This is a genomic window from Billgrantia sp. Q4P2 (assembly GCF_052806135.1).
The window spans coordinates 232,804-257,256 of record NZ_JBRBAI010000005.1 but is presented as its reverse complement, the minus strand read 5'-3'; the positions used below and the strand labels follow the sequence as shown (position 1 = coordinate 257,256).

Sequence of the window (24,453 nt, the reverse complement as noted above, 5' to 3'; positions counted from 1 at the left end):
GAGAACATACAAGGGAAACGACATGGCTACCGAGATCAAAGCGCCCACCTTTCCGGAATCCGTTGCCGAAGGCAGCGTGGCTGCCTGGCACAAGAAGTCGGGGGATAGCGTCGAGCGCGATGAGCTGATCGTCGAGATCGAAACGGACAAGGTGGTGCTCGAGGTGGTGGCGCCGGAAGCCGGCACCCTCTCCGAGGTGCTGGTGGAAGAGGGCGACACCGTGCAGTCCGAGCAGGTGCTGGGCAGGATCGGTGAAGGCGGCGCCAAGGGCGGCGAGAAGAAGGGCGAGAAGGCCGACGCCAAGGCCGAGCCGAAAGACGAAGCCAAGGCGGAGCCCAAGAGCGCGCCGGCTGCTGGTGGCAAGTCACACGAAGTGAAGGCACCGACCTTTCCCGAGTCGATCCAGGAAGGCACCGTGGCCACCTGGCACAAGAAGGTCGGCGAGGCGGTCAAGCGCGACGAGGTGCTGGCCGACATCGAGACCGACAAGGTGGTGCTCGAGGTCGTTGCACCGGCCGATGGCGCCATTGCCGAGATCAAGGCGGAAGAGGGCAGCCAGGTCGCATCCGAGGCGGTGCTGGCCATCTTCACCGAGGGCGCGGGTGGTGCCGCGACTGCGGCAGACGAAACGCCAGCGGCTTCCGCCGATGATGGCTCCGGCGATGAGAAGATCGGCGACAAGATCCTGGCCCCGGCGGCGCGCAAGATGGTCGCCGAGCACGACCTCGACGTCAGCAAGATCGACGGCACCGGCAAGGGTGGCCGTATCCTCAAGGAAGACGTGCAGCGCGCCGTACAGGCCGGCACGGCCAAGAAGAGCGCTGCTCCTGCCGCTGCGCCCAAGCAGGCCGCCGCTGCGGCACCGGCCTTCGAGGGCGAGCGCCCCGAGAAGCGCGTGCCAATGAGCCGTCTGCGCCAGACCATCGCCAAGCGCCTGGTCCAGGCCCAGCAGACCGCCGCCATGCTCACCACCTACAACGAGGTGGACATGGGCGCGGTGATGGATCTGCGTGCACAGTACAAGGACACCTTCCTCAAGGCGCACGACGTCAAGCTCGGCTTCATGGGCTTCTTCGTCAAGGCGGCCTCCGAGGCGCTCAAGCGCTTCCCCGACGTCAATGCCTCCATCGACGGCACCGACATCGTCTATCACGGCTACCAGGACATCGGTGTGGCGGTTTCCACCGACCGCGGCCTGGTGGTGCCGGTACTGCGCGATACCGACAGCATGAAGATCGCCGACGTCGAGAAGGGCATCGTCGATTTCGGCAAGCGTGCGCGTGACGGCAAGCTCGGCATCGACGAGATGCAGGGCGGCACCTTCACCATTACCAATGGCGGCATCTTTGGCTCGCTGATGTCGACGCCGATCATCAATCCGCCGCAGACCGCCATCCTGGGCATGCACAAGATCCAGGAGCGTCCCATGGCCGTCAACGGCAAGGTCGAGATCCGCCCGATGATGTACCTGGCCCTGTCATACGACCATCGTATGATCGACGGCAAGGATGCGGTGCAGTTCCTGGTCACCATCAAGGAACTGCTCGAGGATCCGGCGCGCCTGCTGCTGGATATCTGACGGCGCCCGAACCAACGGACTCAAACGCGAACCGATCAACAGGAAAACCACATGGCCGACAAATTTGATGTGATCGTCATCGGTGCGGGCCCCGGGGGCTACGTGGCCGCCATCCGCGCCGCCCAGCTGGGACTGAAGACCGCCTGCGTCGAGAAGTGGGTCAACAAGGAAGGCAAGACCGTTCACGGCGGCACCTGCCTGAACGTGGGCTGCATCCCCTCCAAGGCGCTGCTCGAGACATCCCACAAGTTCGTCGAGGCGCGCGATCACTTCGCCGAGATCGGCATCGATCTGGAAGCACCCAAGGCCAACGTGGCCAAGATGCTGGAGTTCAAGAACTCCGTCATCGCCAAGAACGTGGGCGGTATCAGCGCCCTGTTCAAGGCCAATGGCGTCACCGCATTGGATGGCACCGGCAAAGTCGTCGGTACCAAGCAGGTCGAAGTCACTGGCCACGATGGCGAGAAGAGCACCTATGAGGCCGACAACATCGTCATCGCCGCAGGTTCGGTGCCGGTGGAGATCCCGCCGACCCCGCTGCACGAGGACATCGTCGTCACTTCCACCGGCGCGCTGGAGTTCACCGAAGTGCCGAAGCGCCTGGGCGTGATCGGCGCCGGCGTCATCGGCCTGGAGCTGGGCAGCGTATGGAGCCGTCTGGGCGCCGAGACCGTCGTGCTCGAGGCCATGGACACCTTCCTGCCGATGGTCGACACCGCCATTGCCAAGGAGACCCAGAAGCTGCTCAAGAAGCAGGGCCTGGACATCAAGCTCGGTGCACGCGTTACCGGCTCCGAGATCAAGGGCAACGAGGTGGTGGTCAAGTACAGCGACAAGGACGGCGAGCAGGAGCTGACCTTCGACAAGCTGATCGTCTGTGTCGGCCGTCGTCCCTACACCAAAGGTGTGGTCGACGAGGGCGTTGGCGTGGGCCTGGATGAGCGCGGCTTCATCCATGTCGACGACCAGTGCCGTACCAGCGTGCCGGGCATCTACGCCATCGGCGACTGCGTGCGCGGCCCGATGCTGGCCCACAAGGCCTCGGAAGAGGGTGTGATGGTCGCCGACATCATCGCCGGCCATAAGGCCGAGATGAACTACGACGCCATCCCCAGCGTGATCTACACCTCACCGGAAGTGGCCTGGGTCGGCATGAACGAGCAGGAAGCCAAGGCCAAGGGCATCGAGGTCAAGACCGGCAGCTTCCCGTTCTCGGCCAACGGCCGGGCGCTGGCCAACAATGCGCCCGAGGGTATGGCCAAGGTCATCGCCGACGCCGAGACCGATCGCATCCTGGGCATGCATATCGTCAGCCAGCACGCTGGCGAGCTGATCGCCCAGGGCGTGATCGCCATGGAGTTCGGTTCCAGCGCCGAGGATCTGGCGCTGACCTGCTATGCGCACCCGAGCACCTCCGAAGCCATTCACGAAGCGGCCCTGGCGGTGGACGGACACGCGATTCACATGGCCAACCGCAAGAAGCGCAAGTAAGCCAGCTCACGCAGTAGACGTAACAACGAGCGCCATCCAGCGAGATGGCGCGTCGTGTCCGGCAATGTACCGGGCGCGGACGGGGGTGACCCGACATCGACCATCGCAGGCGGTGTTTCGCGGTTGCCATTCGAGTCACATGCAACCAATGGCATGAATCGATGAACCTTCACGAGTATCAAGGCAAGCAGCTGTTTGCTGATTATGGTCTGCCGGTATCCAAGGGCTTCGCAGTCGATACCCCCGAGGAAGCGGCGGAAGCCTGCAAGAAGATCGGCGGTGACATGTGGGTCGTCAAGGCCCAGGTCCACGCTGGTGGCCGCGGCAAGGCCGGCGGCGTCAAGCTGATCAAGAGCCCGGAAGAGGCCAAGGCCTTCGCCGAGCAGTGGCTGGGCAAGAACCTGGTGACCTACCAGACCGACGAGAAGGGTCAGCCGGTCGCCAAGATCCTGGTCGAGAACTGCACCGACATCGCCAGCGAACTCTACCTGGGTGCGGTCGTCGACCGCACCACGCGTCGTGTGGTGTTCATGGCCTCCACCGAGGGCGGCGTCGAGATCGAGAAGGTCGCCGAGGAAACGCCCGAGAAGATCCTCAAGGCCGAGATCGACCCGCTGGTCGGCGCGCAGCCGTACCAGGCGCGTGAGCTGGCCTTCGCCCTGGGCCTGAAGGGCGACCAGGTCAAGCAGTTCACCAAGATCTTCCTGGGCCTGTCGCGCCTGTTCCACGAGAAGGACCTGGCGCTGCTCGAGATCAACCCGCTGGTGATCACCGACGAAGGCAACCTGCACTGCCTCGACGCCAAGATCAACCTGGACAGCAACGCGCTGTATCGTCATCCGGACCTGCAGGCGATGCGCGACCCGTCGCAGGAAGACGAGCGTGAAGCCGAAGCGGCAGCCTGGGAGCTGAACTACGTGGCGCTGGAAGGCAACATCGGCTGCATGGTCAATGGCGCCGGTCTGGCCATGGGCACCATGGACATCGTCAACCTCAACGGTGGCAAGCCGGCCAACTTCCTCGACGTAGGTGGCGGTGCGACCAAGGAGCGCGTGGCGGAAGCCTTCAAGCTGATTCTCTCCGACGACAACGTCAAGGCGGTGCTGGTCAACATCTTCGGCGGCATCGTGCGCTGCGACATGATCGCCGAGGGCATCATCGGTGCCGTCGAGCAGGTCGGCGTCAACGTGCCGGTGGTGGTACGTCTCGAAGGTAACAACGCCGAGCTGGGCGCCGAGAAGCTGGCTTCCAGCGGACTGAACATCATCGCTGCTACCAGCCTGACCGATGCGGCTCATCAGGTCGTCAAGGCAGCGGAGGGCAAGTAATGAGTATCCTGATCGACAAGAACACCAAGGTCATCTGCCAGGGCTTCACCGGCGGGCAGGGGACCTTCCACTCCGAGCAGGCGATCGCCTACGGCACCAAGATGGTCGGCGGCGTGACCCCGGGCAAGGGCGGCCAGGAGCACCTGGGCCTGCCGGTGTTCAACACCGTCAAGGAAGCGGTCGAGAAGACCGGTGCCGAAGCCAGCGTGATCTACGTCCCGGCTGCCTTCTGCAAGGACTCGATCCTCGAAGCCGCCAATGCAGGCATCAAGCTGATCGTGTGCATCACCGAAGGCATCCCCACGCTCGACATGCTCGACGTCAAGGTCAAGTGCGATGAGCTGGGCGTACGCCTGATCGGTCCGAACTGCCCGGGCGTGATCACGCCGGGCGAGTGCAAGATCGGCATCATGCCGGGTCACATCCACAAGCCGGGCCGTGTCGGCATCGTGTCGCGCTCCGGTACCCTGACCTACGAAGCCGTCAAGCAGACCACCGACCACGGCTTCGGCCAGTCCACCTGCGTGGGCATCGGCGGCGACCCGATCCCGGGCTCCAACTTCATCGACATCCTCGAGATGTTCGAGAAGGACCCGGCGACCGAGGCGATCGTCATGATCGGCGAGATCGGCGGTACCGCCGAAGAAGAAGCCGCGGCCTACATCAAGGCCAACGTGACCAAGCCGGTAGTGTCCTACATCGCCGGTGTCACCGCCCCTCCGGGCAAGCGCATGGGCCACGCCGGTGCGATCATCTCCGGTGGCAAGGGCACCGCTGACGAGAAGTTCGCTGCGTTGGAAGACGCCGGCGTGCGTACCGTCCGCTCCCTGGCCGAGATCGGCGATGCACTGAAGGACGTGACCGGCTGGTAAGCGCTGCTTACTGCGGGTGACGACGCGAGGGCGCCTCATCGAGGCGCCCTCCGTTTTTCCCGCTTTCCTCCATGTCACTCCCGGCTCAGGCCAGCGCCTCATCGAAGTGCGGGGCGTCCATGCCCAGCAGCTGAACCTCCAGATCGTCTGCCTCGACGGATTCCGGCAGCCGCTTGTCGTCGCCATGGGCCCGGTAGGCGAAGCGCCAGGCCTCGCCCGGTGCCAGCTCCTGCGAGTCGCCGATCCGATAGGTATTACCCTCGCGGCTGAACTCGCCATTCCATAGCGTATCCAGCTCGTCGCTCAGCTCGACGCGCAGTTCCGGCACGGCCAGCGTCTCGTTCGTCACGTTCTCGATGAAGATTTCGGCGGTATGGCCATCGTCCCATTCACTGGTCGTATTGCCCGTCACGACGAGATCGGTGGTGTCGTCGATCAGCGGGGGCAGCAGGCCGTCACTCGAGAGTACGTGCTGTTCGTCTGGCGTCGGCATCGGCTCGGCCTCGAACAGGCTGCGCGAGGCGACGTGCAGGGTGGTACCGTCGCCAAATACGGCGTACTGCATGTCGATCAGCGTGTCGTCGGTGCCCATGTCGTCACGAACCCTGACCTCTTCATCCATGAAGTCGATGCGATAGTCGGCAAAATCGCCCGTATAGAGCGCGGTATCGGTGCCACCACCGCCGATCAGCGTGTCCTGGCCGTCGTACCAGTCATGGCCGGGGCCGCTCTGCAGGATATCGTTGCCGGCACCGCCGACCAGGATGTCGTGGCCCAGGCCACCGTTGAGGTAAACGCCATCATTGCTGCCCTGAATCGCGTCGTCGCGCCGAGAACCGATGACATAGTCGAAGCGAACCTCGTTGGCATCGGGGTCGGTAGGGGCGCCGAAGGTATGTCCGCCCTCGTTCACCCACAGTACCGGTGACAGGCCGTCGTCTTCGGGGTCGCGAAGGGAGCGCTCGACCCGAACCTGGTTGCCATGGTCGCGACCGCCATGAAAGTTGACATCGCGATCGGTCCGTGCGATCTCGATGTCGTTGTCGACGGAAGAGCGCCATGAAGCGAACAGCAGACCATGACGCATGCCGCTGTCCTCCAGGCCGGTGAACTTCCCGTCATAGCTCTCGCGCAATTCATAGGCGTAGCCGTTGCCACCGCTCCCTTTGTTGAGGGCACCGTCGGCATGAATATCGGCGACATTCACATCCAACGTGCGGGAGAAATGAAAGGCGGTGGACGGGCCATTGACGACGCTGATATCGCTGAGTTCGGCATCGGCCGTGCCGTCGAGATACATGCCATGGAAGCCGGTCAACTCGCTTTCGAGGTTGCGAAAGACCGAGCTATCCGGGCTGCCTAGCTTGAAGTCGATGCTGAATCCGGACAGTGAAACGTCATCGACGCTGGCGATTCTTTCCACCTGGGTCTTGCCCGCTTCGAAGTCGAAATGTACACCGCGATCCAGGCTGATCCGCCCGTCTTCCACTGCCGTGACCTTGGCCATGCTGGTGCGCAGTTCGGCGTGCTGCTGCTTGCGCCACGCGCTATCGCCGATCTCGTCGAGAAAGGCTCCGTCGTTGTCCTGCCAGATTCGCAGGGTATCGCCGACGTCCAGCTCGGCATCGAGGGCAATGCTCGTATCCCCTTGCTGGGCGGAAGCATCGAGCGTGCCGAGGGTCAGGCTGTCGGCGGTACCATCCAGCTTGATGGCGTGGCCTTGGTCCAGGGCGTCGCGGGTGAACGTCAGGCGGGTGCTGTCGGAGCCTGCGCCCGTGAGGGTGAGGTCCGAGCGGTTGATGGTGATGGCCTTGTCGAGCGTATATTCGCCCGCCGAAAGCTCGATGGTGGAGCCACTCGGTGCGTCGTCGATCAGGGTCTGCAGTGCTTCTGCCGTGGTCGAGGTATCGGCCTTCAACACGGACATATCGTCTCTCCTCATGCGCTTTGTTTTCGAGACATCGCGATGTGACGGGCGGCGGAATGCTAACCGCTGCGAAGCAGGAAAGACAGATGGCGGGAAAGCGAAAGTCAGGAATTTCGTCAGGTATCTCTGCTTTGTAACGCCTAATTAAATATAGAAAAAGACGTCGAAAGGTGATGGGAAGCGTCAGCGGCTTCCTCGTATTGAGGGAGATGGACGAGCGGGGCGAAACACATCAAAACCCACCGTTACGAAAACCATCATTCGGTAGTCAAGGCTTCGCTGCGGCTCTGTTAGGCTGCCCTGCTTATTGTCTTGCCCAGCTTCAGGTTCGAACAACGAGCGTGCAGGCGACCTATCTTCGGGAGGGGACGCAAGCCATGGCCTCCGAAACCGCCAACGATCTCACGGAAGCGCTGCGCAAATGCCGGCCGGCTCTGCTGTGGGTGCTCGGCTTCAGTCTTTTCGTCAATGCCCTGATGCTGGTGCCGGCGCTCTACATGCTGCAGGTGTACGACCGGGTCATCACCACCGGCAGTCGCGAGACGCTGCTGCTGCTTACCCTGGTGGCACTCTTCCTGATGGCGGTCATGGGGCTTCTCGACGTCGTGCGTGCCCGGCTGCTGGTGCGCATCGGCAACTTCCTCGACGCTCGACTGGGCGCACGCCTGCACCAGTCCGTGTTCGCTCAGCGTCTCTCCGGCGAGGGGCGCTCATCGGTCCAACCCCTGGACGACCTGCGCACGCTACGGCAATTCATTGCGGGAAATGGACTCTTTGCCTTCTTCGATGCGCCCTGGGTACCGCTCTACCTGGCCCTGCTGTTTCTCTTCGATCCCTGGCTCGGCGCTTTCGCCAGCCTGGCAGGCCTGGTCCTGCTCGGCCTGGCGCTGGCCAACGAGCAGGCGACACGGGGGCTTCTGAGGGAGGCGGGCGAGAGGTACCGCGAGGCGCGTGGGCAGGTTGCCGACAATCTCAACGGCGCCGAGGTCGCTCAATCGCTGGGCATGTTGCCGGCGCTACGGCAGCGCTGGCTCGCCAGGCACCGGGCCGCTTTGGCCATGCAGTCGCGCTCCAGCGACCGGGCCAGTGGCCTGACCCAGCTCGCCAGGACCCTGCGGCTGGCCTCGCAGTCGTTGATCCTGGGCCTGGGTGCGCTGCTGGTGCTGGAAGGTCGTATCACGCCGGGCGTCATGATCGCAGCCTCGATCATCCTGGCGCGCGCCCTGGCGCCCATCGACGGCATGATCGGGGGCTGGAGGGGCTTCGTGGGCGCCCGCGACGCCTATCGACGGCTGGCATCGCTGTTCAGGGAGATGCCCGCCGAACGGCAACGGCTGGCCCTGCCCGCGCCGCTTGGCGATGTGGCGGTCGAATCGATCACGGTGCTGGCGCCGGGGTCAGACAGGGCCATACTCGATGACGTTTCCTTTCGCATCGACCCCGGCGAGCACGTCGGGGTCGTCGGGCCGAGTGCCGCCGGCAAGAGCACCCTGGCACGGCTGCTGGTAGGCGCCCAGCCCCCGGGGCGGGGTGCGGTACGCCTCGATGGAGCCAGTATCGAGCATTGGGACCGCGCTGCGTTGGGTCCCTTTCTGGGCTATCTGCCCCAGGAGATCGAGCTCTTCGACGGTACGGTCGGTGAAAACATTGCCCGTTTCGGCGAGCTGTGCGCTCATCGCGTCGTCGAGGCGGCACGCAAGGCTGGCGTACACGAAATGATTTTGCGCCTGCCCGAAGGCTACGATACCCGGCTCGGCCAGGCCGGCGGTGTGCTATCGCGAGGGCAGCGCCAGCGGCTCGCCCTGGCTCGCGCCCTGTATGGCGAGCCCGTGCTGGTGGTGCTCGACGAGCCCAATGCCAATCTCGACGATGCCGGTGAGCGCGCTCTATCGGCCGCGCTGGAGCAGCTCAAGCGCGATGGCGTCACCCTGATCGTGATTACGCACCGACGCAGTGTGCTGGAGAGCGTCGATACGCTGCTCCTGCTCGACGAGGGACGCCTGCGCCTGCGTGGGCCGCGTGACGAGGTGCTGGCACGGCTGGGTACGACAGCACGCAAGCGTGAAACATCGCCGGGGGACCAGAACCAGAACCAGGGCCAGGCGTCGGCGCGCCGGCGTGTAGGGCAGGAGGATCGGGTCTGATGTACCCGCAGGAACGAGGTCAAGCGACACACGCCACCGCCACTCCCGAGCCGCCCGTCGATGGACGCCCCTGGCAGCGCATCGGCCTGCTGGTGCTGCTGATCGCCTTCGGCGGCTTCGGCGGCTGGGCGGTGGCGGCCAACCTGGCGATCGGTGTCGTCGCTTCGGGCAAGGTAGCGGCGGCCTCGTTCACGCGCACGGTGCAGCACTACGAAGGGGGGATCGTCAGCGAGATCCGCGTTGCCGATGGCGATCGCGTCGAAGCCGGTGAGGTCCTGATCGTGCTCGACGATACCCGGGCTCGCTCGCATCTCCAGTTGGCGCGCAACCAGTACCTGCTCAACCGGGCCAGTGAGGTGAGGCTGGCGGCCGAGCTGGCCGAGAGCGAGACGCTGCGCTTTCCCGCCGAGCTGCACGACAGCGAGTCGCACCGGGTCAGCGAAGTGATGGCGGTGCAGCAGGGGCTGTTCTTCGCCCGGCGGCAAGCGCTCGACAGCACGCTGGAAACCCTCGAGCAACAGGCCTATCAGTACCAGGAGCAGCGTGAGGGCCTGAAAGCACTGCTCGAGGTCAACCGGCAGCGGATCGATTCGTTGGAAGAGGAGGCGGACGACCTGCGTGGTCTGTTCGAGCGCGGCCACGGCGATCGGCAGCGTCTACGCGAGCTGGAGCGCGACATCCTCGAACTGCAAGGGGAAACGGCCCAGCAGGAGGCTAACGTTTCGCGGATCGAGGCGCAGATCAGCGAGAACCGGCTGCAGCGCCAGGTGCGGCGCCAGGAATTCCATCAGGAGGCCGGCGAGCGGCTGCGGGAGGTCCAGGCGCAGATCGCCGATGCCGAGGAACGCATCACCGCGCTCGAGGACGAGGTGCAGCGCACCGCCATACGTGCGCCGGTCGCGGGCACCATCGTCGACCTCAGGCTGCACAGCAATGGCGCAGTGATCGCTGCCGGTGATCCCGTGCTGGATATCGTGCCGGCCGGCGAGGGTTTCGTGGTCGAGGCGCGCGTGCCGGTCAACGAGATCGACAGCCTGTATCCCGGGCAGGCAGCGCGCATTCGCTTCAGCGCCTTCAACCAGCGCCTGACCCACGCCGTCGAAGGCGAACTCATCCATCTCTCGGCCGACAGCCTGGTGGACGAGACCACCGCAAGCGACTATTACCTGGCTCGCATTGCCGTGAATGGTGCGCTGCTGCCCGAGGAGATGCGGCTGGTGGCGGGCATGCCGGCCGAGGTCATGATTCATACCGGCGAGCGCACCTTCGCCAGTTACCTGTTCAAGCCGTTCACCGACGTGCTGGCCCGGGCCATGAGGGGCTAGCCGGGTGAGTTGCGTTGACGCCGGATGGCGGCGGCTATCGTCGGCATCGGCTACGCTGGTGGCGAACGAACTTGGAGCTACGATGAAAATGGCCAGGGTACCTGCCGCCTACCAGGCGACCCGAGGATCCGTCCTCGATGTCGACAGGCAATTCTATGCGCAACTGACCGAACCGGCGGCGAGGGAGCGCGTCGACTCGCTGGTGGTGCCGATCCGCGAGGGGAGGGCCTGGAAGGTGCCCGCGGGGCACGTGATGCGGCTCTCTACCCTGGAGGGGCCTCAGGTCGGCGACCTGAATCTGTGGAACCTGCACAATCCACGTGAGCGCTTCTGGGCCTCGCGTACCCGCCAGTTGCAGCGTGCCCATGTTTCCACCTTCGACCGCCTGTGGTCGACGCTGCCGTACCTGCGCCCCATGGCGACCATCATCGACGACACCCTGGCGAACTATGGCGTCGATGGCAGCGGCATGGACGAGCAGGGCGGTCGCATACACGACCTGCTGGGCACCCGCTGCGACCCCTACGTCAACCGCCTGCTCACCGGCGAAGACTTCGATCACCACTGTCATTCCAACCTGGTGCGCGCGGTGCTGCCGCATGGCCTTACCGAGTTCGACGTGCATGACGTGCTCAACGTCTTCCAGTGCACCGGGCTCAACGACGACGACCAGTACTTCATGAAAGCGTGCCCGGCCGAAGAAGGCGACTACCTCGAACTGTTCGCCGAGATCGACCTGCTGTGTGCGCTGTCGTGCTGTCCGGGGGGCGACCTGTCGGTGGACCTGTGGGGTCCCGATGCCCGCGATCCACTGAGTACCTGTCACCCCATCGGGGTGGAGGTGTTCCGCCTCGATGCGGCCCTGCTCGAGGGCTGGCAGCCGCCGGTACCTTCTCCCTATGCCGGTGGGCATGGACTGCGCGGCCCGGTAATCGACTGGGCGGAGGAGAAACGTCAGCGCGGCTTCTGATCCACCCCCTGCCCCACGACGTGGTTGATGGCCCGCTATCAGGCGGGCCATTTTTTTGCATGCACGTTGACTATTCACTCGGCAAGCCTATTATACCATCCATGTGGATGGTTAATGGATTCCATTGGGATGGTTGAAGTTTGCCGAAGGTTTTATTTTCAGGGCAGCGAGGCATAACACATGAGCGTGCATGAACTGCGCCGCAAGACTGGCGACTCCAGCGAAAAAATCACCATAAATCTGGGGGTAGTCGACCTGGGGCAGATCGATCTGCTGGTCCAGGAAGGGTTCTATTCCAATCGCACCGATCTGATCCGCACGGCCATCCGTAACCAGCTGTCGGCCCATGCCGAGGTGGTCAGGGAAACCGTGACTCGCAAGGCTTTCGTGCTGGGGCTCGAGCATTACAGCCGCGCGGATCTGGAAGCGCTGCAGTCGGCGGGAGAGACACTGCAGATTCAGGTCCTGGGCATGGCCAGCATTGCCGACGACGTATCACCGGAGCTGGCCCGCGCCACCATCGAATCGGTGGTCGTCCTGGGCGCCCTGCATGCCAGCAAGGCGGTCAAGGCGGCCCTGGCGGATCGAATTCACTGAATCATTGAATAGGGACATTGACGATGATCGACGCCACCATGACGCGACGAATGGAAGAAGCGACGCGGCTCACCCGCGCCGGGAAGCTGCATGAGGCCATGGCCATCCTCCAGGGCGCGTTGCCCGGTGGGAAGAACGAAAAGAGCGGGACGAGAGGCGAGGAAACGCCGGGTAAATCCTACTCTGCGCGTAATACCTTCGAGGGGAACACCTTCGAGGGGAGCTGGCAGGTCGTTGACGAGGCGGTGTCGGCGTCAAGGCCAACGTCTGCCGAGTCGGGTTCGCAACGGACAGGTGAATCGTCAGCGGGAGGCGCGCCTTCCTCGGCGTTTGGCCATACCCGACAGGCGGCCTCCGGGACGATACCGGGCGGTGATATCGGGCTGCCTTCTGCCTGGCGCGACAAGTGGCGCCAGTGGCGTGATTCCATGCCCCAGCCCGAGCAGAAACGGGGCACCAACGAGGCAGCACAGCCCGGTGCGTTCACCGCGGGTTGCTTTACCAGCCAGGCCGGCTCGCGCGATTACAAGCTGTATCTACCCAGCGGCTATCACGGCCAGGCACTACCGCTGGTGGTGATGCTGCATGGCTGCACGCAGAACCCCGATGACTTCGCCGCCGGAACCAACATGAACCGGCTGGCCGAAGAGCAACGGTTTTGCGTGCTCTATCCGGCCCAGCCGATGACCGCCAACAGTTCCAGGTGCTGGAACTGGTTCAAGGCCGAAGACCAGCGGCGCGATGGAGGTGAGCCGGCGATCCTTGCCGGCATGACCCGCCAGGTCATCGACACGTACGGGCTCGATGCGAGCCGGGTCTATGTCGCAGGGTTGTCGGCCGGTGGTGCCATGGCAACGACACTGGCGATGACCTATCCGGACCTCTATGCGGCGGTGGGCGTGCACTCAGGTCTGCCTCACGGCGTGGCCCAGAGTCTTCCCGATGCATTGGCGGCGATGCAGGGTGGCACAGGCCCCATGGCCAACGCTTCATCGGCACGAGTGTCTGCATCGCGGGTGCCCGCCATCGTCTTCCACGGTGATCGAGACACCACGGTGCATCCCAGCAATGCGGATCGCGTTGCCGCTCAGTACGCCGCCTCGCGTGCGGATGGCGAGCCGGCAAACGGTCGTCAGGGCGGTGCCGGGAAGACGGTGGAGCGGGGGCAGGTCCCCAATGGCTATGCCTATACGCGAACCTGTCATCAGGCTGTGGATGGGCAGTCGTGCCTTGAGCAGTGGGTGATCCACGGTGCCGGCCATGCCTGGTCAGGTGGCGATGCGCGTGGCTCCTACACGGATCCCAAGGGACCCGATGCGGCCAAGGAGATGCTGCGTTTCTTCCATTTGCATGCCAAAGGCAATCCTTGATGTCGCGCTCGCCATGCGGGGCATGGCCTCTCGTAGCCGGTCACGATGAGCTGGCCGAGAAGGGGGCGGCACCCAGGGTAGTCCGCTACCGGCGAGCCCTGATGAAGCGGCCGTTCCCGGGGCCGCATTGCCGCGAGGATATGCGGCCATGGTGCGTCACACGATCACGCAGCTGCGGTCGCGGCCGCTGCGCTTGGCCAGCAGCAAGGCCTGGTCGGCACGCTGCAAGGTTTGGTCGAGCAGGTCTTCGCCGTCGCGGTACTCGCTCAGCCCGGCGCTGGCGGTGATGGAGAGCCGGCTGTCGCCGACCAGGATCGACAGCTCGGCCAGCCGCTGGCGCAGGCGATCAACGATCGCGTTGGCCTCGCTGAGGCCGGTGTCGGCCAACAGCAACAGGAACTCCTCGCCTCCCCAGCGTGCACACAGGTCGTAATCGCGCAGCTCCTGACGAATCTCCTGGGCGATGGCCACCAGCACCTTGTCCCCGGCTTCGTGGCCGTGCAGGTCATTGACCTGCTTGAAGTGGTCGATGTCGAGCATCACCAGGGTGTACTGCTTGCGTTCGATGAGCTTGGGCAGGCGCTCATCGATCAGACGCCGATTGGGCAGGCCGGTGAGGGGGTCATGGGTCGAGGCTTCCCGCAGCGCGTTGTTGTGTTCGTGCATGAGTTGCTGGTAGCCATCGGAGATGCGTGACAGCTTCTCTTGCCGGCGCAACGATTTCTGATAGCGCCGTCGCGCGTTGAGTTCATCCTCGCGAACGTAGCGCTGGTAGCTGTCGGAAATCGTCACCAGGCGTTCCAGGCGCTGCTTCTCGGCCCGATGGAACGCGTGCAGCCGGGCCAGCGTTGCCCGCAGCGGATTATCCGCATGGGCAGGGTCGTCCAGCAGCGCTTCGACCTGTGCCAGCAGTTCGGCTTCCTCGCGCGTCATGTCGAGGCCTGTGCCGGGGTGATGGCGAACGGGAAAGTGCAATCCTCGCGAAATTCCTCGGCCAGCTCGGCGATACGCTCGTTGCGTGGGTCGTAGAGCCAGGTGACCCCTATTTCTCGGCCGTCCTGATGGGCTTCTTCCAGCAGGTCGAAGATATCCATCATGGCCTTGACCGAGCTGGTATTGAGGTAGACAAGCTTCAGTTCCAGCGTCAATGGACGCGATGCGTCGCTGAGGAAACGCTCGACCCAATCGATCACCCGGTCGAACAGTTCGAACGAATTCTCCGGGTAGGAGTCGCCTTGCATGGTGAGTAGACCGGCCTGCCAATCGCTGACGATGGTTGGCGTGGACTGGCTGCCGGTAATATCGAGATCGTTGGTCATCACTAACACTCGGCTGATCAGATCACGGCAGTAAGGCTGAAGAAGCCTCTGCCGTCGGGCAGTGGCTCGAGCGAGGCCCGCATCGGTTCGCTCGACTTGCGTGCGATATCAAGAAGCCCCAGGCCAGCGCCGGAGCTTACCCCCTCGCGGGGCATGCGCAACTGCCGCTTGTAGGCCTGCTTCAATTCCTGCTTGTCGAGCACGGCGAGGGCTTCGATAGTACGAACCAGCTGTTCACCATCGCCATATTCCACCAGGTTGCCGGCGGAAACCGTGTAGCGGCCCTGGGCGTCCTTGGCTACCGCCACCGTGGCCGAGGCGGACTCCTCGTCGTAGCCCAGGCGCATGGAATAGTGGCGGATGTTCTGGGTCATTTCGATGTAGGCGGCGAAGACATCCATGGCGTCGGATGGCGTGGCCTGCTGGGAGTTCAGGTAGTTGCGCAGGGCGTTGCCGATCTCCTCGATCAGGCTACGCGAGATGGGGCCATTGAAGCACAGCATGATGCGCTGCTCGAGATAGCTCTGGCGCATACTCAACAGGTTCATCACGATTTCTCCTGTGATGCGGCACCTGCCGGGGCAGGAAGCGGGGGCGTCGATTCGCTGCCGGGCGGGTGGTCCTGCTCGGTGAAGCGGAAATTCAACAGGGTGATGTCGTCGCGCTGCGGCAAGTCGCCCTGATAATCGCGAAGTGCCTGCTCGAAGGCTTCCATCTGCGCTTGCAAGGGGCGCTGCGCCTGGGCCATGAACAGCGCCTCGAAGCGCGTGTTGCCGAAGCCGAAACCGTCGCTGCCGCCGGCCTGGTCGAGCAAGCCATCGGTGCACAGTGAATAGGTCCAGCCAGGGCGCAGGTCGACGCTCTGGTTGCGATACTCGATACGACGCTTGTGGCCAAGTGGTCGTTTGTCGCCGGCGAGATGGGTCAGCGTCTCGCCGTCGCTGGCGTAGAGGCCGATCTTGGCGCCGGCGAAGGTAATCTGGCGGGTCGCGAGATCGACCCAGGCCAGGCCGGCGTCCATATGCGTGGCAATCGAGGCGGGCAGCTGCTCGGCGCCCAGCAGCTCGCGGCTCTGGCTATCCGTCTCGGCGAGGATCGCTGCTGGATCCTGGCAGCCCGCCTTGAGAATGGCGTGGTCGAGAATGGCCCGGGCCAGCATGGTCATCAGCGAGCCGGGCACGCCGTGGCCGGCGCAATCCACCACGCCGAACAGGTAGCCGCCGGCATCGGCACGGAAGAGGTAGAAGTCGCCGCCTACCGTGTCGCGCGGCTTCCATAGCACGCCATGGTGATGTTCGAGGTGTAGATCGAGCTGGCGGTCGGGAAGGATGGCACGCTGGATGAAGCTGGCGTAATCGATCGAATCGCCCAGCTGCTTCTGCGTGGCGGCCATCTCGGCATTGGTCCGTTCCAGGGCCTGGGTGCGTTCGCGCACCTTGGCCTCGAGTTCGCGGGTATGTCGCTGCACCTGATCGGCCATGTGCGAGAAGGCCTGAGAGAGTTCGCCGATCTCGTCGTGACGCGCGGTGGGCAACGGTGAGTCGTAGTGGCCGGCGGCGATGGCCTGGGCCGATTGCTTGAAGCGGGTCAGTGGCGCCAGAATCAGGCGCTCGGTGGCCACGGCGATGATGGTCAGCAGGAAACCGAGAATCAGCGCGCCGGCGAACAACAGCGGCCACAGCCAGCGGCGGTCGAGAATCTGGGCGACGCCGATATCCAGCGCGGTGACCAGGTACCAGTCCAGCTCGGCAATATAGCCCACCGAGATCAGGCCCTCGCGAGCCTCGAGGGTGCCCCACAGGGTCTGGATCGTCTCCGGCGCTTGGCGGGCCGCCTGCATGGCGCGGGTCAGCTCGCTGCGCTGCTCGTCGTTGCCGAGCAGGGCGTGGATGGTGCGTTCGCCATCGACCTCGCCCCCACCGATACCGGAGCCCAAGGCGATGCGATCGAGCGAAGGGTGCGCCTGCAAGGCGCCCTGGCGGTCGACGATCATCGGCGTCAGGCCCTCGGCCTCGTCGCGGAGGAAGGCGTTCAGGAAGTCGTCCAGCTCGAAGCCGGTACCGGCAAGACCCAGCAGAGTATCGCCATCGCGTACCAGTACGTTGAGCCACACCTTGGTCACGTTGAGCCCGCGGTCGAGGTCGACGTTGAGGTTGTAGGGCTCGTTGGTTCGGCGGAGCTGGAAATACCAGGCGTCGTTCGGCTGGGTGACGTCCAGGCGGTAACGTGGCGTGCGGCTGTCGGCGTTGTCGTCGTCGGTGTAGTAGTAGTCGCCGCTGGCATCGACGATCACGAAGTAGGAGCGGTCGGCGAAGTCCTGGCGGAACCCTTCGGCTTCGGCGAAGAAGCGCGCCTGGTTGTCCGCATCCTCCTCGTTGGCTAGCCATTCCCGCAGCACCAGGCTGTTGGCGAAGCGTTGTGCCAGGGCCAGTTCGCGTGACACCGGTGCGAGGATCCTCTGCATGTGCAGCAGGGTATAGTTCTCCGCATAGGCGTTGGCGAAGTGACGTCGAATATCGTCGATCGCTTTCCAGCCCAGCAGGACGGCGGGGATCAACGAGAGAAGACAGGCGAGCAGCAGCGTCGCAACCGACTTGCCACGCAGCCCCCATCGTGCGGCCATGGTGTGTACTGATTCCCCGCTGCGGCAAGACCGAGAAAGGTCATGCTTGAAGTATGTTTTTTGTCAGTCACAACATGCCACAAGGCAGGGGGTAATGCGAGTGGCGAAAAGAAGCAGAAAACCACCCGATATCAAGGTATCGGGTGGTTTTCGTTCGGTGGCGACAAGCAGGAAGTCGGCGCGTCTTACCGCTTACGCGGAGGGGCGTGCCACCAGCGAGCGGGTCTCCTCGCGCGCCTCGACCAGCTCGATGCGAATCACGTCACCCAGCTTGTAGCGCTCCTCGCCCTCGATCTGGATACGGCCTTCCTTGTCGTCAATCACGACCTTGTCCCGATCGCTGTGCAACATCGGGGCCGGGACGAAGGCGGTGGCACCGTTGGCAGTGAGGCGCACGCGCATGCCACCGCGGCTGATGCCGAAAATCTCGGCCTCGAAGGCTTCTTGCGCCTTGGCCGCGGGGGTCAGGTAGCGCACGTAGAGCCAGTCCTTGACGTCGCGCTCGGCCATACGGTTGAGCCGGCGACGCTCGGTGAGCTGCTCGGTCAGTGCCTGGGTGGCTTCTGCCGGGGCTTGTTCGCCCTTGAGCACGCGCTTGATCAGGCGATGGTTGACCATGTCGCCGTACTTGCGGATCGGCGAGGTCCAGGTGGCATAGGCGGCCAGGCCCAGGCCAAAATGCGGGCCGGGTCGGGCGGACATGCTGGTGAAGCCCTGGAAGCGACGCAGGCGGGCATCGAGCCAGGCGTCGTCGCGGCTCTCCAGTGCACGCTTGAGTTCCTTGTAGCGCGGCAGTTCGGAGAGCGCTTCCAGCTCGACCTCGATCTGCTGGGCGGTGAGAAACTCGTGGGCGGCCTCGGCCTTTTCCGGGTCGAAGGCGCGGTGCACGTTGAAGATGCCATGGCCGACGTGCTCGGCGAGCAGGTGGGCGCAGCAGGCATTGGCCGCGATCATCGACTCCTCGATCATGCGGTTGGCGATGCGCCGCTCCTCGATGCGGATATCCAGCACGTTACCTGCCGGGTCGAGGTCGAAGACGTAATCGGGGCGGTCCTTGAACACCAGTGCATTCTCGGCGCGCCAGGCGGCGCGCGCCTCGGTCATGTCGCGCAGTGCCTGGAGCTGGCCGGCGATTTCCTCGGCCGGCGTCCACTCGCCCTGACCTTCGAGCCAGTCGGAGATACGGTCGTAGACCAGTTTGGCCTGGGAGCGCACCGTCGCGGCAAAGAAGCGGTAGTCGCCGAGGCTACCATCGGCTTTCACCTCGAGTGTACAGGCCAGGGCAGGACGCTGTTCGCCCTCGCGCAGCGAGCACAGGTCGTCGGCCAGCTGCTCGGGCAGCATGGTGACGTTCTGACCTGGCAGGTAGACGGTAAAGGCCCGTGTGCGTGCTTCCAGGTCGGCGGCATGCCCCTCCTCGACATAGGCGGTGGGATCGGCAATGGCCACCGTCAGGCGCCAGCCGCCACCCTCGCGCGGCTCGATGCGCAGGGCATCGTCCATGTCGCGGGTCTTTTCGCTGTCGATGGTGAAGAAGGGCTCGGCAGTGAGGTCTTCGCGTTCGAGGCCCTCGTCGCGCAGCGGCCAGTCGCTGCCGGCCTCCGGGCACTCCTGCTCCAGGGCATGGCGGGCCAGGGTGACGCGCCACGGCACGGCCGGGTCGTCGGCCTTGGCCACCAGTTCGTCGATTTGGGCGAAGAAGGCACGGTCGTCGGGCTTGAGCGGGTGGCGTACCAGCCGCGCCACGACCCAGTCGGCATCGCCGATGCTCGCTTCGTCGAGGCTGTTCTTGATACGCGCCTTGAGCGAAGTCTTGATCGAAGGGTGGTCGGGTACCACGGCCAGACGCCCCTCGCGCTTCTGCGCCCGGGCGATGAAACGGCTGAGGCCCGCTTCGATGAGGGTATCCGGTTCGACGGAAGTCTTGTCGCCATTCTCGTGGATCACGGCCTGGACGCGATCGCCGTGCAGCACCTGCTTCATGGCAGGAGGCGGCACGAAATAGGACTGACCGTCGTCGGTCTCGAGGAAGCCGAAGCCCTTGTCGGTGGCCTTGATGACCCCCTCGGCGCGGGGGGTGACTTCACGAATCTGTTGCTTGAGCTGGGCGAGCAGCGGGTTGTTCTGCAGCATGATCACGAACGTGTGGCGGGGTAGGAGGGCCACTATACGGATTCCTGGAGCCGGCGCCAAACCCTGCCTGGTCGGCCACGACAAAACAGTCGCTTGCTGGGACTTCTATGCCCGACAGGCCTAAAAGCGCCCAGTCCGCTGGGCAACCCCCGGCATGCTGCGTTAGCCTCTATCGGGTACTCGATGCAATGGATGCCCATGACACCGCACCTGATCGTTTCCGACCTCGACGGCACCCTGCTGGATGCCAATCACGACCTGCACCCCGAAACCATCGAGACCCTGCGCCAGCTGGCCGAACGAGGGCATCGCCTGGCCTTCGCCTCGGGGCGACATTTTCGCGACATGCTGGCCTTCCGCGACCGGCTGGGCGTGCCGATCCACGTGATCAGCACCAACGGTGCCTACCTGCACGACCCCGAAGGCGAGCTGCTGGCGTCGCGTCACCTGGAGGCCGAGCAGGCGCGCGAGCTGATCGCACTGGAGCGTCATGACAGCGTACGTCTCAATCTCTACCTCGAGGACGAGTGGCTGATCGACGCTCCCGAGCCGCGACTGCTGGCCTATCATGCCCATACCGGCTTCGGCTATCGCGTGGTCGAGCCGGCGAGTCTCGACGGAGAGGGCGTGGGCAAGGTGCTCTACATCGGCGAGCCCGAGCGGCTGGCCGGGCTCGAGGCCACGATTCGCGTCAGCCACGGAAAGCGCCTGCACGTTACCTATTCCACCGTCAACTCGCTGGAGATCATGGCCGGTGGTGTCAACAAGGGCACGGCGCTCGAGGCGCTGCTTGGCGCACTTGGGATCGGGAGCGAGCGCTGCCTGGCCTTTGGCGACAACCTCAACGACACCGAGATGCTCAGGCTCGCTGGTGAAGCGCACGTGATGGCCAATGCTCACCCTGAGCTGGCCGCACGGGTGCCCGTGGCCCGCCGCATCGGCCATCATGCCGAGACCGCTGTGGCCAGGCATCTGCAGCAGCGGTTCTCCTTGTAGAGCGGTCTCCCGGTAGATAGGACGTTGCGACGTTGGTCTAGAGCCTCTTGCCGCGCCGGCCGTGCTTGCCCATCATCGAAGCCGAATAACGACAACGATTCACGGCTATTGCCTCGGCATTGCCCCCTGCCATCGGACGACGATGACCACAACGCCCGCCACCCTGATCGTGGTCGATGACGACCCCGAGATCCGCGAACTGCTGGTCGATTACCTGGGGCGCCACGGCTACCGCGCCTTGGCCGCCGAGGATGCCGAGGCGCTGCATCGCCTGCTGGCAAGCGAAGCCGCCGACCTGCTCATCGTCGACATCATGCTGCCCGGCGACGACGGCTTCACCATCTGCCGTGACATCCGCCGCTCGAGCGAGGTGCCGATCATCATGCTCACCGCCAGCGCCGACGAGACCGACCGCATCCTGGGGCTCGAGCTGGGCGCAGACGACTACCTGGGCAAGCCGTTCAACCCCCGCGAGCTGCTGGCGCGAATCAAGGCGGTGCTGCGCCGCTCCCGCGGAGGCGTGGCCGCCGATCCAGTGCGGGCACGGCTGGTGGCTTTCGGCACCTGGCGCCTCGATCGCATGACCCGTGAACTGATCGACGAGAACGAAGTGCGCACGCCGCTCTCCGGTGCCGATTTTCAGCTGCTGCAGGTGTTCCTCGAGCATCCCGAACAGGTGCTCTCGCGTGAGGCGCTGTACGAACTGACCCGCGGCCGGCCGTCACCGCCGCTGGATCGCTCTATCGATGTGCACGTGTGCCGGCTGCGCCAGCGCTTGGGTGAGGACACCCATTACCATCAGCTGATCCGCACCGTGCGCGGGACCGGCTACGTCTTTACCGCCCGGGTCGAAGCGCTGACGTGAACGAAGGGCGTCTCAAGCGCTGGCGTCGCCACCTGGTGCGTTTCCTGCCACGTACGCTGCGCGGTCGCTTCGTGCTGATCATGCTCGTCGGTGTGCTCTCCGCTCAGTTGGCCAGCTACACCGTGTGGACTTCCCAGGTGCGCTCCAGCCAGCTCGAGCAGCTCGACGAGCTGTCGCGCAACGTCGCCTACAGCGTGGCCTCGACCATGCGCTTTTTTCGCTCGCTGCCCTTTGAATATCGACACATCGTACTTGACCAACTGCGCAACATGGGCGGCACGCGCTTCTTCGTCAGCGTCAACGAGCGGCGCATTCCGGTGCAGGACATCGGCTCGGGGCCGGAAAAGGCGCTGGTGGTCGACAACTTTCGCGAAATACTCACGGCTGAATTGAACATTGATGACGTGCTGGTGGAGTTCTCGCGGCCTGAGACGTTGCGCGTCTACAACAACGAGGTGCTGTTGTACGACCTGCCGCCGCGCTGGGGCCAGCACAGCCTGCTGATGGAGCCGCTCTCGCCACCGATCCTGGTGGTGCAGATGGAACTCGGACCCGAGACCTGGCTCTACGTAGCTACGCTGCTGCCGGTGCCCGATCTGTTCAACGAATACCGCTGGCTCTCCGGCGAGCGGCTGCTGGCAAGCTTGATGGTGTTGCTCACGGTGATTGGCCTGTCGCTGCTCGGCATCCGCAGCGTGACCCGACCGTTGGCGCGCCTGTCGCGGGCGGCACGTCAGCTCGGCGATGATCTCGACGCGCCGCCGCTGCGCGAGAGCGGTCCGCGTGAGGTAGCGGCCACGGCAGCGGCGTTCAACCGCATGCAGGAGCGCATACGCGATCAGGTCGACGAGCGCGAGCGTCTGTTCTCGGCCATCTCCCATGACCTCAAGACGCCCATCACGCGGATGCGCCTGCGTGCCGAGATGCTCGACGATCCGCTGCAGCGCGAGCGTTTCTGCGCATCCCTCGACGAACTCGACCTACTGGTCAAGGGAGCCTTGGCCTCGGTGAAAGGGTTCGATCTGCACGAGGTGGTGGAGGAGATCGATCCGCGGGCGGTGTTGGAGGAGCTGGCAGAAGCGTTGGCGTTGCAGGGGGGGGAGGTGAGCGTCTCGGGGCATGCCGAGCCGCTGCCGGTCAAGCCGCTGGCGTTCAAGCGCTGCCTGGCGAACCTGCTGGAGAACGCCGTGTTCTACGGCCGGCGCGCCGAGGTCGCACTCGACGATACTCCCGAGCGACTGACGATCGTCATTCGCGACCATGGCCCGGGTATTCCGAAAGAACAACAAGAGCGGGTCTTCGCGCCCTTCGTACGCCTCGAACCCTCACGCAGCCGCAACACCGGCGGCAGTGGCCTGGGGCTCGGCATTGCCCGCCATATCGCCCGTGCCATGGGCGGCGACATCGTGCTCGCCAACCCTGCCGGGGGTGGGCTGGAGGCTACCATCATCGTGCCGCGGCCGAGAAATGTTACGGCCTTGTAATATTTGCTCAATACTTTGCAGGACTACGTAACCCTAGGCGTGGCTGCTCTCGGTTAACGTTACTGATACTCCGGTGGTTACCGGATTCAATAACAACAGCAGGAGCATGCCATGCCCTCGTTCAAGCGTTCATTCAACAAGACAGCGCTCGCCCTGGCCACGTCGCTGGCGGCCTCTTTCACGCTTTCCACTGCCCAAGCTGCTGAAGTGGAGGTGCTGCACTGGTGGACCTCCGGCGGCGAGGCCCGGGCCGCCAACGTGCTCAAGGAGCTGATGGAAGCCGAGGGCTATGGCTGGGAGGATTTCGCCGTGGCCGGTGGCGGTGGCGAGACTGCCATGACCGTGCTGAAATCCCGCGCCATGTCCGGCAACCCGCCTTCTGCAGCCCAGATCAAGGGGCCCGAGATTCAGGAGTGGGGCGAGCTTGGGCTGCTCGGCGAACTCGACGAAGTGGCCGAGGCCGAGGGCTGGGATGAGCTGCTGCCGCCCACGGTGGCCGAGATCATGCGCCACGACGGCAGCTATGTCGCGGTGCCGGTCAATGTGCACAGGGTCAACTGGCTGTGGGCCAACCCTGAGGTGCTCGAGGCGGCCGGCGTCGAGATGCCCACCACCCTCGATGAGCTGTTCACCGCCGGCGAGGCGATTCGCGAGGCGGGCTACATCCCGCTGGCCCACGGCGGCCAGGCGTGGCAGGACGCCACCGTATTCGAGACCGTGCTGCTGGCTACCGGTGGCACCGAGTTCTACCAGCAGACCATGGTCGAGCTTGATGAAGAGGCCCTGGGCAGCGAGCAGATGATCGAGGCGCTGGAAACCTTCAAGCGCCTGCGCGAGCTGATGGATGATGACATGTCGGGCCGTGACTGGAATATCGCCACTTCCATGGTGATCAACGGCGACGCTGGCATGCAACTGATGGGCGACTGGGCCAAGGGCGAATTCACCGCCGCCGGCCTCACCGCCGGCGAGGACTACCTGTGCGCCGCGGCCCCAGGCACCCAGGACGCCTTCACCTTCAACATCGACAGCCTGGCCATGTTCCGCGTCGAGGGCGAGGAGCGCGAAGCCCAGCACGCCCTTGCGCGGCTGGTGCTGGAGCCGACCTTCCAGGAAGCCTTCAACCTGGCCAAGGGCTCGATTCCCGCCCGCCCCGATCTCGACATGGGCGAGTTCGACCAGTGCGCCCAGCGCTCCATGGAGGACTTCCAGCGCACCGCCGACGAAGGCGGCCTGGTGCCCAGCATGGCCCACGGCATGGCGGTACGCGCCGACGTGCAGGGCGCCATCTTCGATGTCGTGACCAACTACTTCAACTCGCGTGACATGGCGGCAGAAGAGGCCGCCCGACGGATGGTGAATGCTGCCCAGGCCGCGCTCTAGATCCACTCTCTCCTGACCTCCGCCGCAAGGTGGGGCCGGGCCTGGAG

Annotated in this window: 19 protein-coding genes; 13 read left to right on the top strand and 6 right to left on the bottom strand. The window is 64.6% G+C overall.

The genetic code is table 11. The annotated features are described in order from the left end of the window. Nucleotides 1-22 precede the first annotated feature (22 nt). From odhB to sucD, 4 genes are all read left to right on the top strand, one after another. Nucleotides 23-1,579 carry a 2-oxoglutarate dehydrogenase complex dihydrolipoyllysine-residue succinyltransferase gene (odhB, locus tag ACUY1T_RS11400; protein WP_446022844.1) on the top strand — a complete coding sequence of 519 codons (1,557 nt, stop codon included), beginning with the start codon at nt 23-25 and terminating at the stop codon, nt 1,577-1,579. Nucleotides 1,580-1,630: 51 nt separating this feature from the next. Continuing rightward, the gene (lpdA, locus tag ACUY1T_RS11395) at nt 1,631-3,070 is read left to right on the top strand and encodes a dihydrolipoyl dehydrogenase (protein WP_446022843.1); all 1,440 of its coding nucleotides are present in this window, start codon (nt 1,631-1,633) and stop codon (nt 3,068-3,070) included. A 161-nt stretch (nt 3,071-3,231) separates the two neighbouring features. After that, nucleotides 3,232-4,398 carry an ADP-forming succinate--CoA ligase subunit beta gene (gene sucC, locus ACUY1T_RS11390; protein ID WP_446022841.1) on the top strand — a complete coding sequence of 389 codons (1,167 nt, stop codon included), beginning with the start codon at nt 3,232-3,234 and terminating at the stop codon, nt 4,396-4,398. Next, complete coding sequence (gene sucD, locus ACUY1T_RS11385) at nt 4,398-5,270, top strand: succinate--CoA ligase subunit alpha (RefSeq protein ID WP_446022839.1); 873 nt, start codon at nt 4,398-4,400, stop codon at nt 5,268-5,270. Before sucC ends, sucD begins: the two co-directional genes overlap by 1 nt. Before the next feature lie 85 nt (nt 5,271-5,355). Here the strand turns inward: sucD and ACUY1T_RS11380 are convergent, their stop codons facing one another. Further along, the gene (locus ACUY1T_RS11380; RefSeq protein ID WP_446022837.1) at nt 5,356-7,197 is read right to left on the bottom strand and encodes an alginate biosynthesis protein; all 1,842 of its coding nucleotides are present in this window, start codon (nt 7,195-7,197) and stop codon (nt 5,356-5,358) included. Between the two features lie 377 nt (nt 7,198-7,574). Here ACUY1T_RS11380 and ACUY1T_RS11375 point away from each other — a divergent pair, with 377 nt between their 5' ends. The 5 genes from ACUY1T_RS11375 to ACUY1T_RS11355 all read left to right on the top strand — a co-directional run bounded on the left by ACUY1T_RS11375 (nt 7,575) and on the right by ACUY1T_RS11355 (nt 13,603). Then, nucleotides 7,575-9,341, top strand: a complete 1,767-nt coding sequence (locus ACUY1T_RS11375) for a type I secretion system permease/ATPase (protein ID WP_446022835.1) — start codon at nt 7,575-7,577, stop codon at nt 9,339-9,341. Beyond that, complete coding sequence (locus ACUY1T_RS11370; protein WP_446022833.1) at nt 9,341-10,666, top strand: HlyD family type I secretion periplasmic adaptor subunit; 1,326 nt, start codon at nt 9,341-9,343, stop codon at nt 10,664-10,666. The genes ACUY1T_RS11375 and ACUY1T_RS11370 overlap by 1 nt, the downstream gene beginning before the upstream one ends. Nucleotides 10,667-10,748: 82 nt before the next feature. Then, nucleotides 10,749-11,636: an urea carboxylase-associated family protein gene (locus tag ACUY1T_RS11365; RefSeq protein WP_446022831.1), complete on the top strand. Its 888-nt coding sequence runs from the start codon at nt 10,749-10,751 to the stop codon at nt 11,634-11,636. Between the two features lie 180 nt (nt 11,637-11,816). Continuing rightward, nucleotides 11,817-12,233: a CopG family transcriptional regulator gene (locus tag ACUY1T_RS11360; protein WP_446022829.1), complete on the top strand. Its 417-nt coding sequence runs from the start codon at nt 11,817-11,819 to the stop codon at nt 12,231-12,233. A 23-nt stretch (nt 12,234-12,256) separates the two neighbouring features. Continuing rightward, nucleotides 12,257-13,603, top strand: a complete 1,347-nt coding sequence (locus ACUY1T_RS11355; RefSeq protein ID WP_446022827.1) for an extracellular catalytic domain type 1 short-chain-length polyhydroxyalkanoate depolymerase — start codon at nt 12,257-12,259, stop codon at nt 13,601-13,603. A 156-nt stretch (nt 13,604-13,759) separates the two neighbouring features. Here the strand turns inward: ACUY1T_RS11355 and siaD are convergent, their stop codons facing one another. The 5 genes from siaD to ACUY1T_RS11330 form a co-directional block, all read right to left on the bottom strand. Further along, nucleotides 13,760-14,536 carry a biofilm regulation diguanylate cyclase SiaD gene (siaD, locus tag ACUY1T_RS11350; RefSeq protein WP_446022825.1) on the bottom strand — a complete coding sequence of 259 codons (777 nt, stop codon included), beginning with the start codon at nt 14,534-14,536 and terminating at the stop codon, nt 13,760-13,762. After that, nucleotides 14,533-14,922 (bottom strand): biofilm regulation phosphoprotein SiaC, encoded by a 390-nt coding sequence (gene siaC / locus ACUY1T_RS11345; protein ID WP_446022823.1) that lies wholly within the window; start codon nt 14,920-14,922, stop codon nt 14,533-14,535. Before siaC ends, siaD begins: the two co-directional genes overlap by 4 nt. A 17-nt stretch (nt 14,923-14,939) precedes the next feature. Next, entirely contained in the window at nt 14,940-15,470 is a 531-nt protein-coding gene (gene siaB / locus ACUY1T_RS11340; RefSeq protein ID WP_446022822.1) for a biofilm regulation protein kinase SiaB, read from the bottom strand. After that, nucleotides 15,470-17,545, bottom strand: a complete 2,076-nt coding sequence (siaA, locus tag ACUY1T_RS11335; protein ID WP_446022820.1) for a biofilm regulation protein phosphatase SiaA — start codon at nt 17,543-17,545, stop codon at nt 15,470-15,472. The genes siaB and siaA overlap by 1 nt, the downstream gene beginning before the upstream one ends. Nucleotides 17,546-17,737: 192 nt before the next feature. Continuing rightward, on the bottom strand, nt 17,738-19,678 hold the full coding sequence (locus ACUY1T_RS11330) for an exoribonuclease II (protein WP_446022994.1): 1,941 nt from the start codon (nt 19,676-19,678) through the stop codon (nt 17,738-17,740). 198 nt (nt 19,679-19,876) lie between these two features. Between ACUY1T_RS11330 and ACUY1T_RS11325 the strand changes: the two genes are divergently transcribed. The 4 genes from ACUY1T_RS11325 (at nt 19,877) to ACUY1T_RS11310 (ending at nt 24,406) form a co-directional block, all read left to right on the top strand. Next, the gene (locus ACUY1T_RS11325; protein ID WP_446022818.1) at nt 19,877-20,674 is read left to right on the top strand and encodes a Cof-type HAD-IIB family hydrolase; all 798 of its coding nucleotides are present in this window, start codon (nt 19,877-19,879) and stop codon (nt 20,672-20,674) included. 142 nt (nt 20,675-20,816) lie between these two features. After that, nucleotides 20,817-21,539 carry a response regulator gene (locus ACUY1T_RS11320; protein WP_446022816.1) on the top strand — a complete coding sequence of 241 codons (723 nt, stop codon included), beginning with the start codon at nt 20,817-20,819 and terminating at the stop codon, nt 21,537-21,539. After that, nucleotides 21,536-23,023, top strand: a complete 1,488-nt coding sequence (locus ACUY1T_RS11315) for an ATP-binding protein (RefSeq protein WP_446022815.1) — start codon at nt 21,536-21,538, stop codon at nt 23,021-23,023. The genes ACUY1T_RS11320 and ACUY1T_RS11315 overlap by 4 nt, the downstream gene beginning before the upstream one ends. A 111-nt stretch (nt 23,024-23,134) precedes the next feature. Further along, the gene (locus ACUY1T_RS11310; RefSeq protein WP_446022813.1) at nt 23,135-24,406 is read left to right on the top strand and encodes an ABC transporter substrate-binding protein; all 1,272 of its coding nucleotides are present in this window, start codon (nt 23,135-23,137) and stop codon (nt 24,404-24,406) included. Nucleotides 24,407-24,453 lie beyond the last annotated feature (47 nt).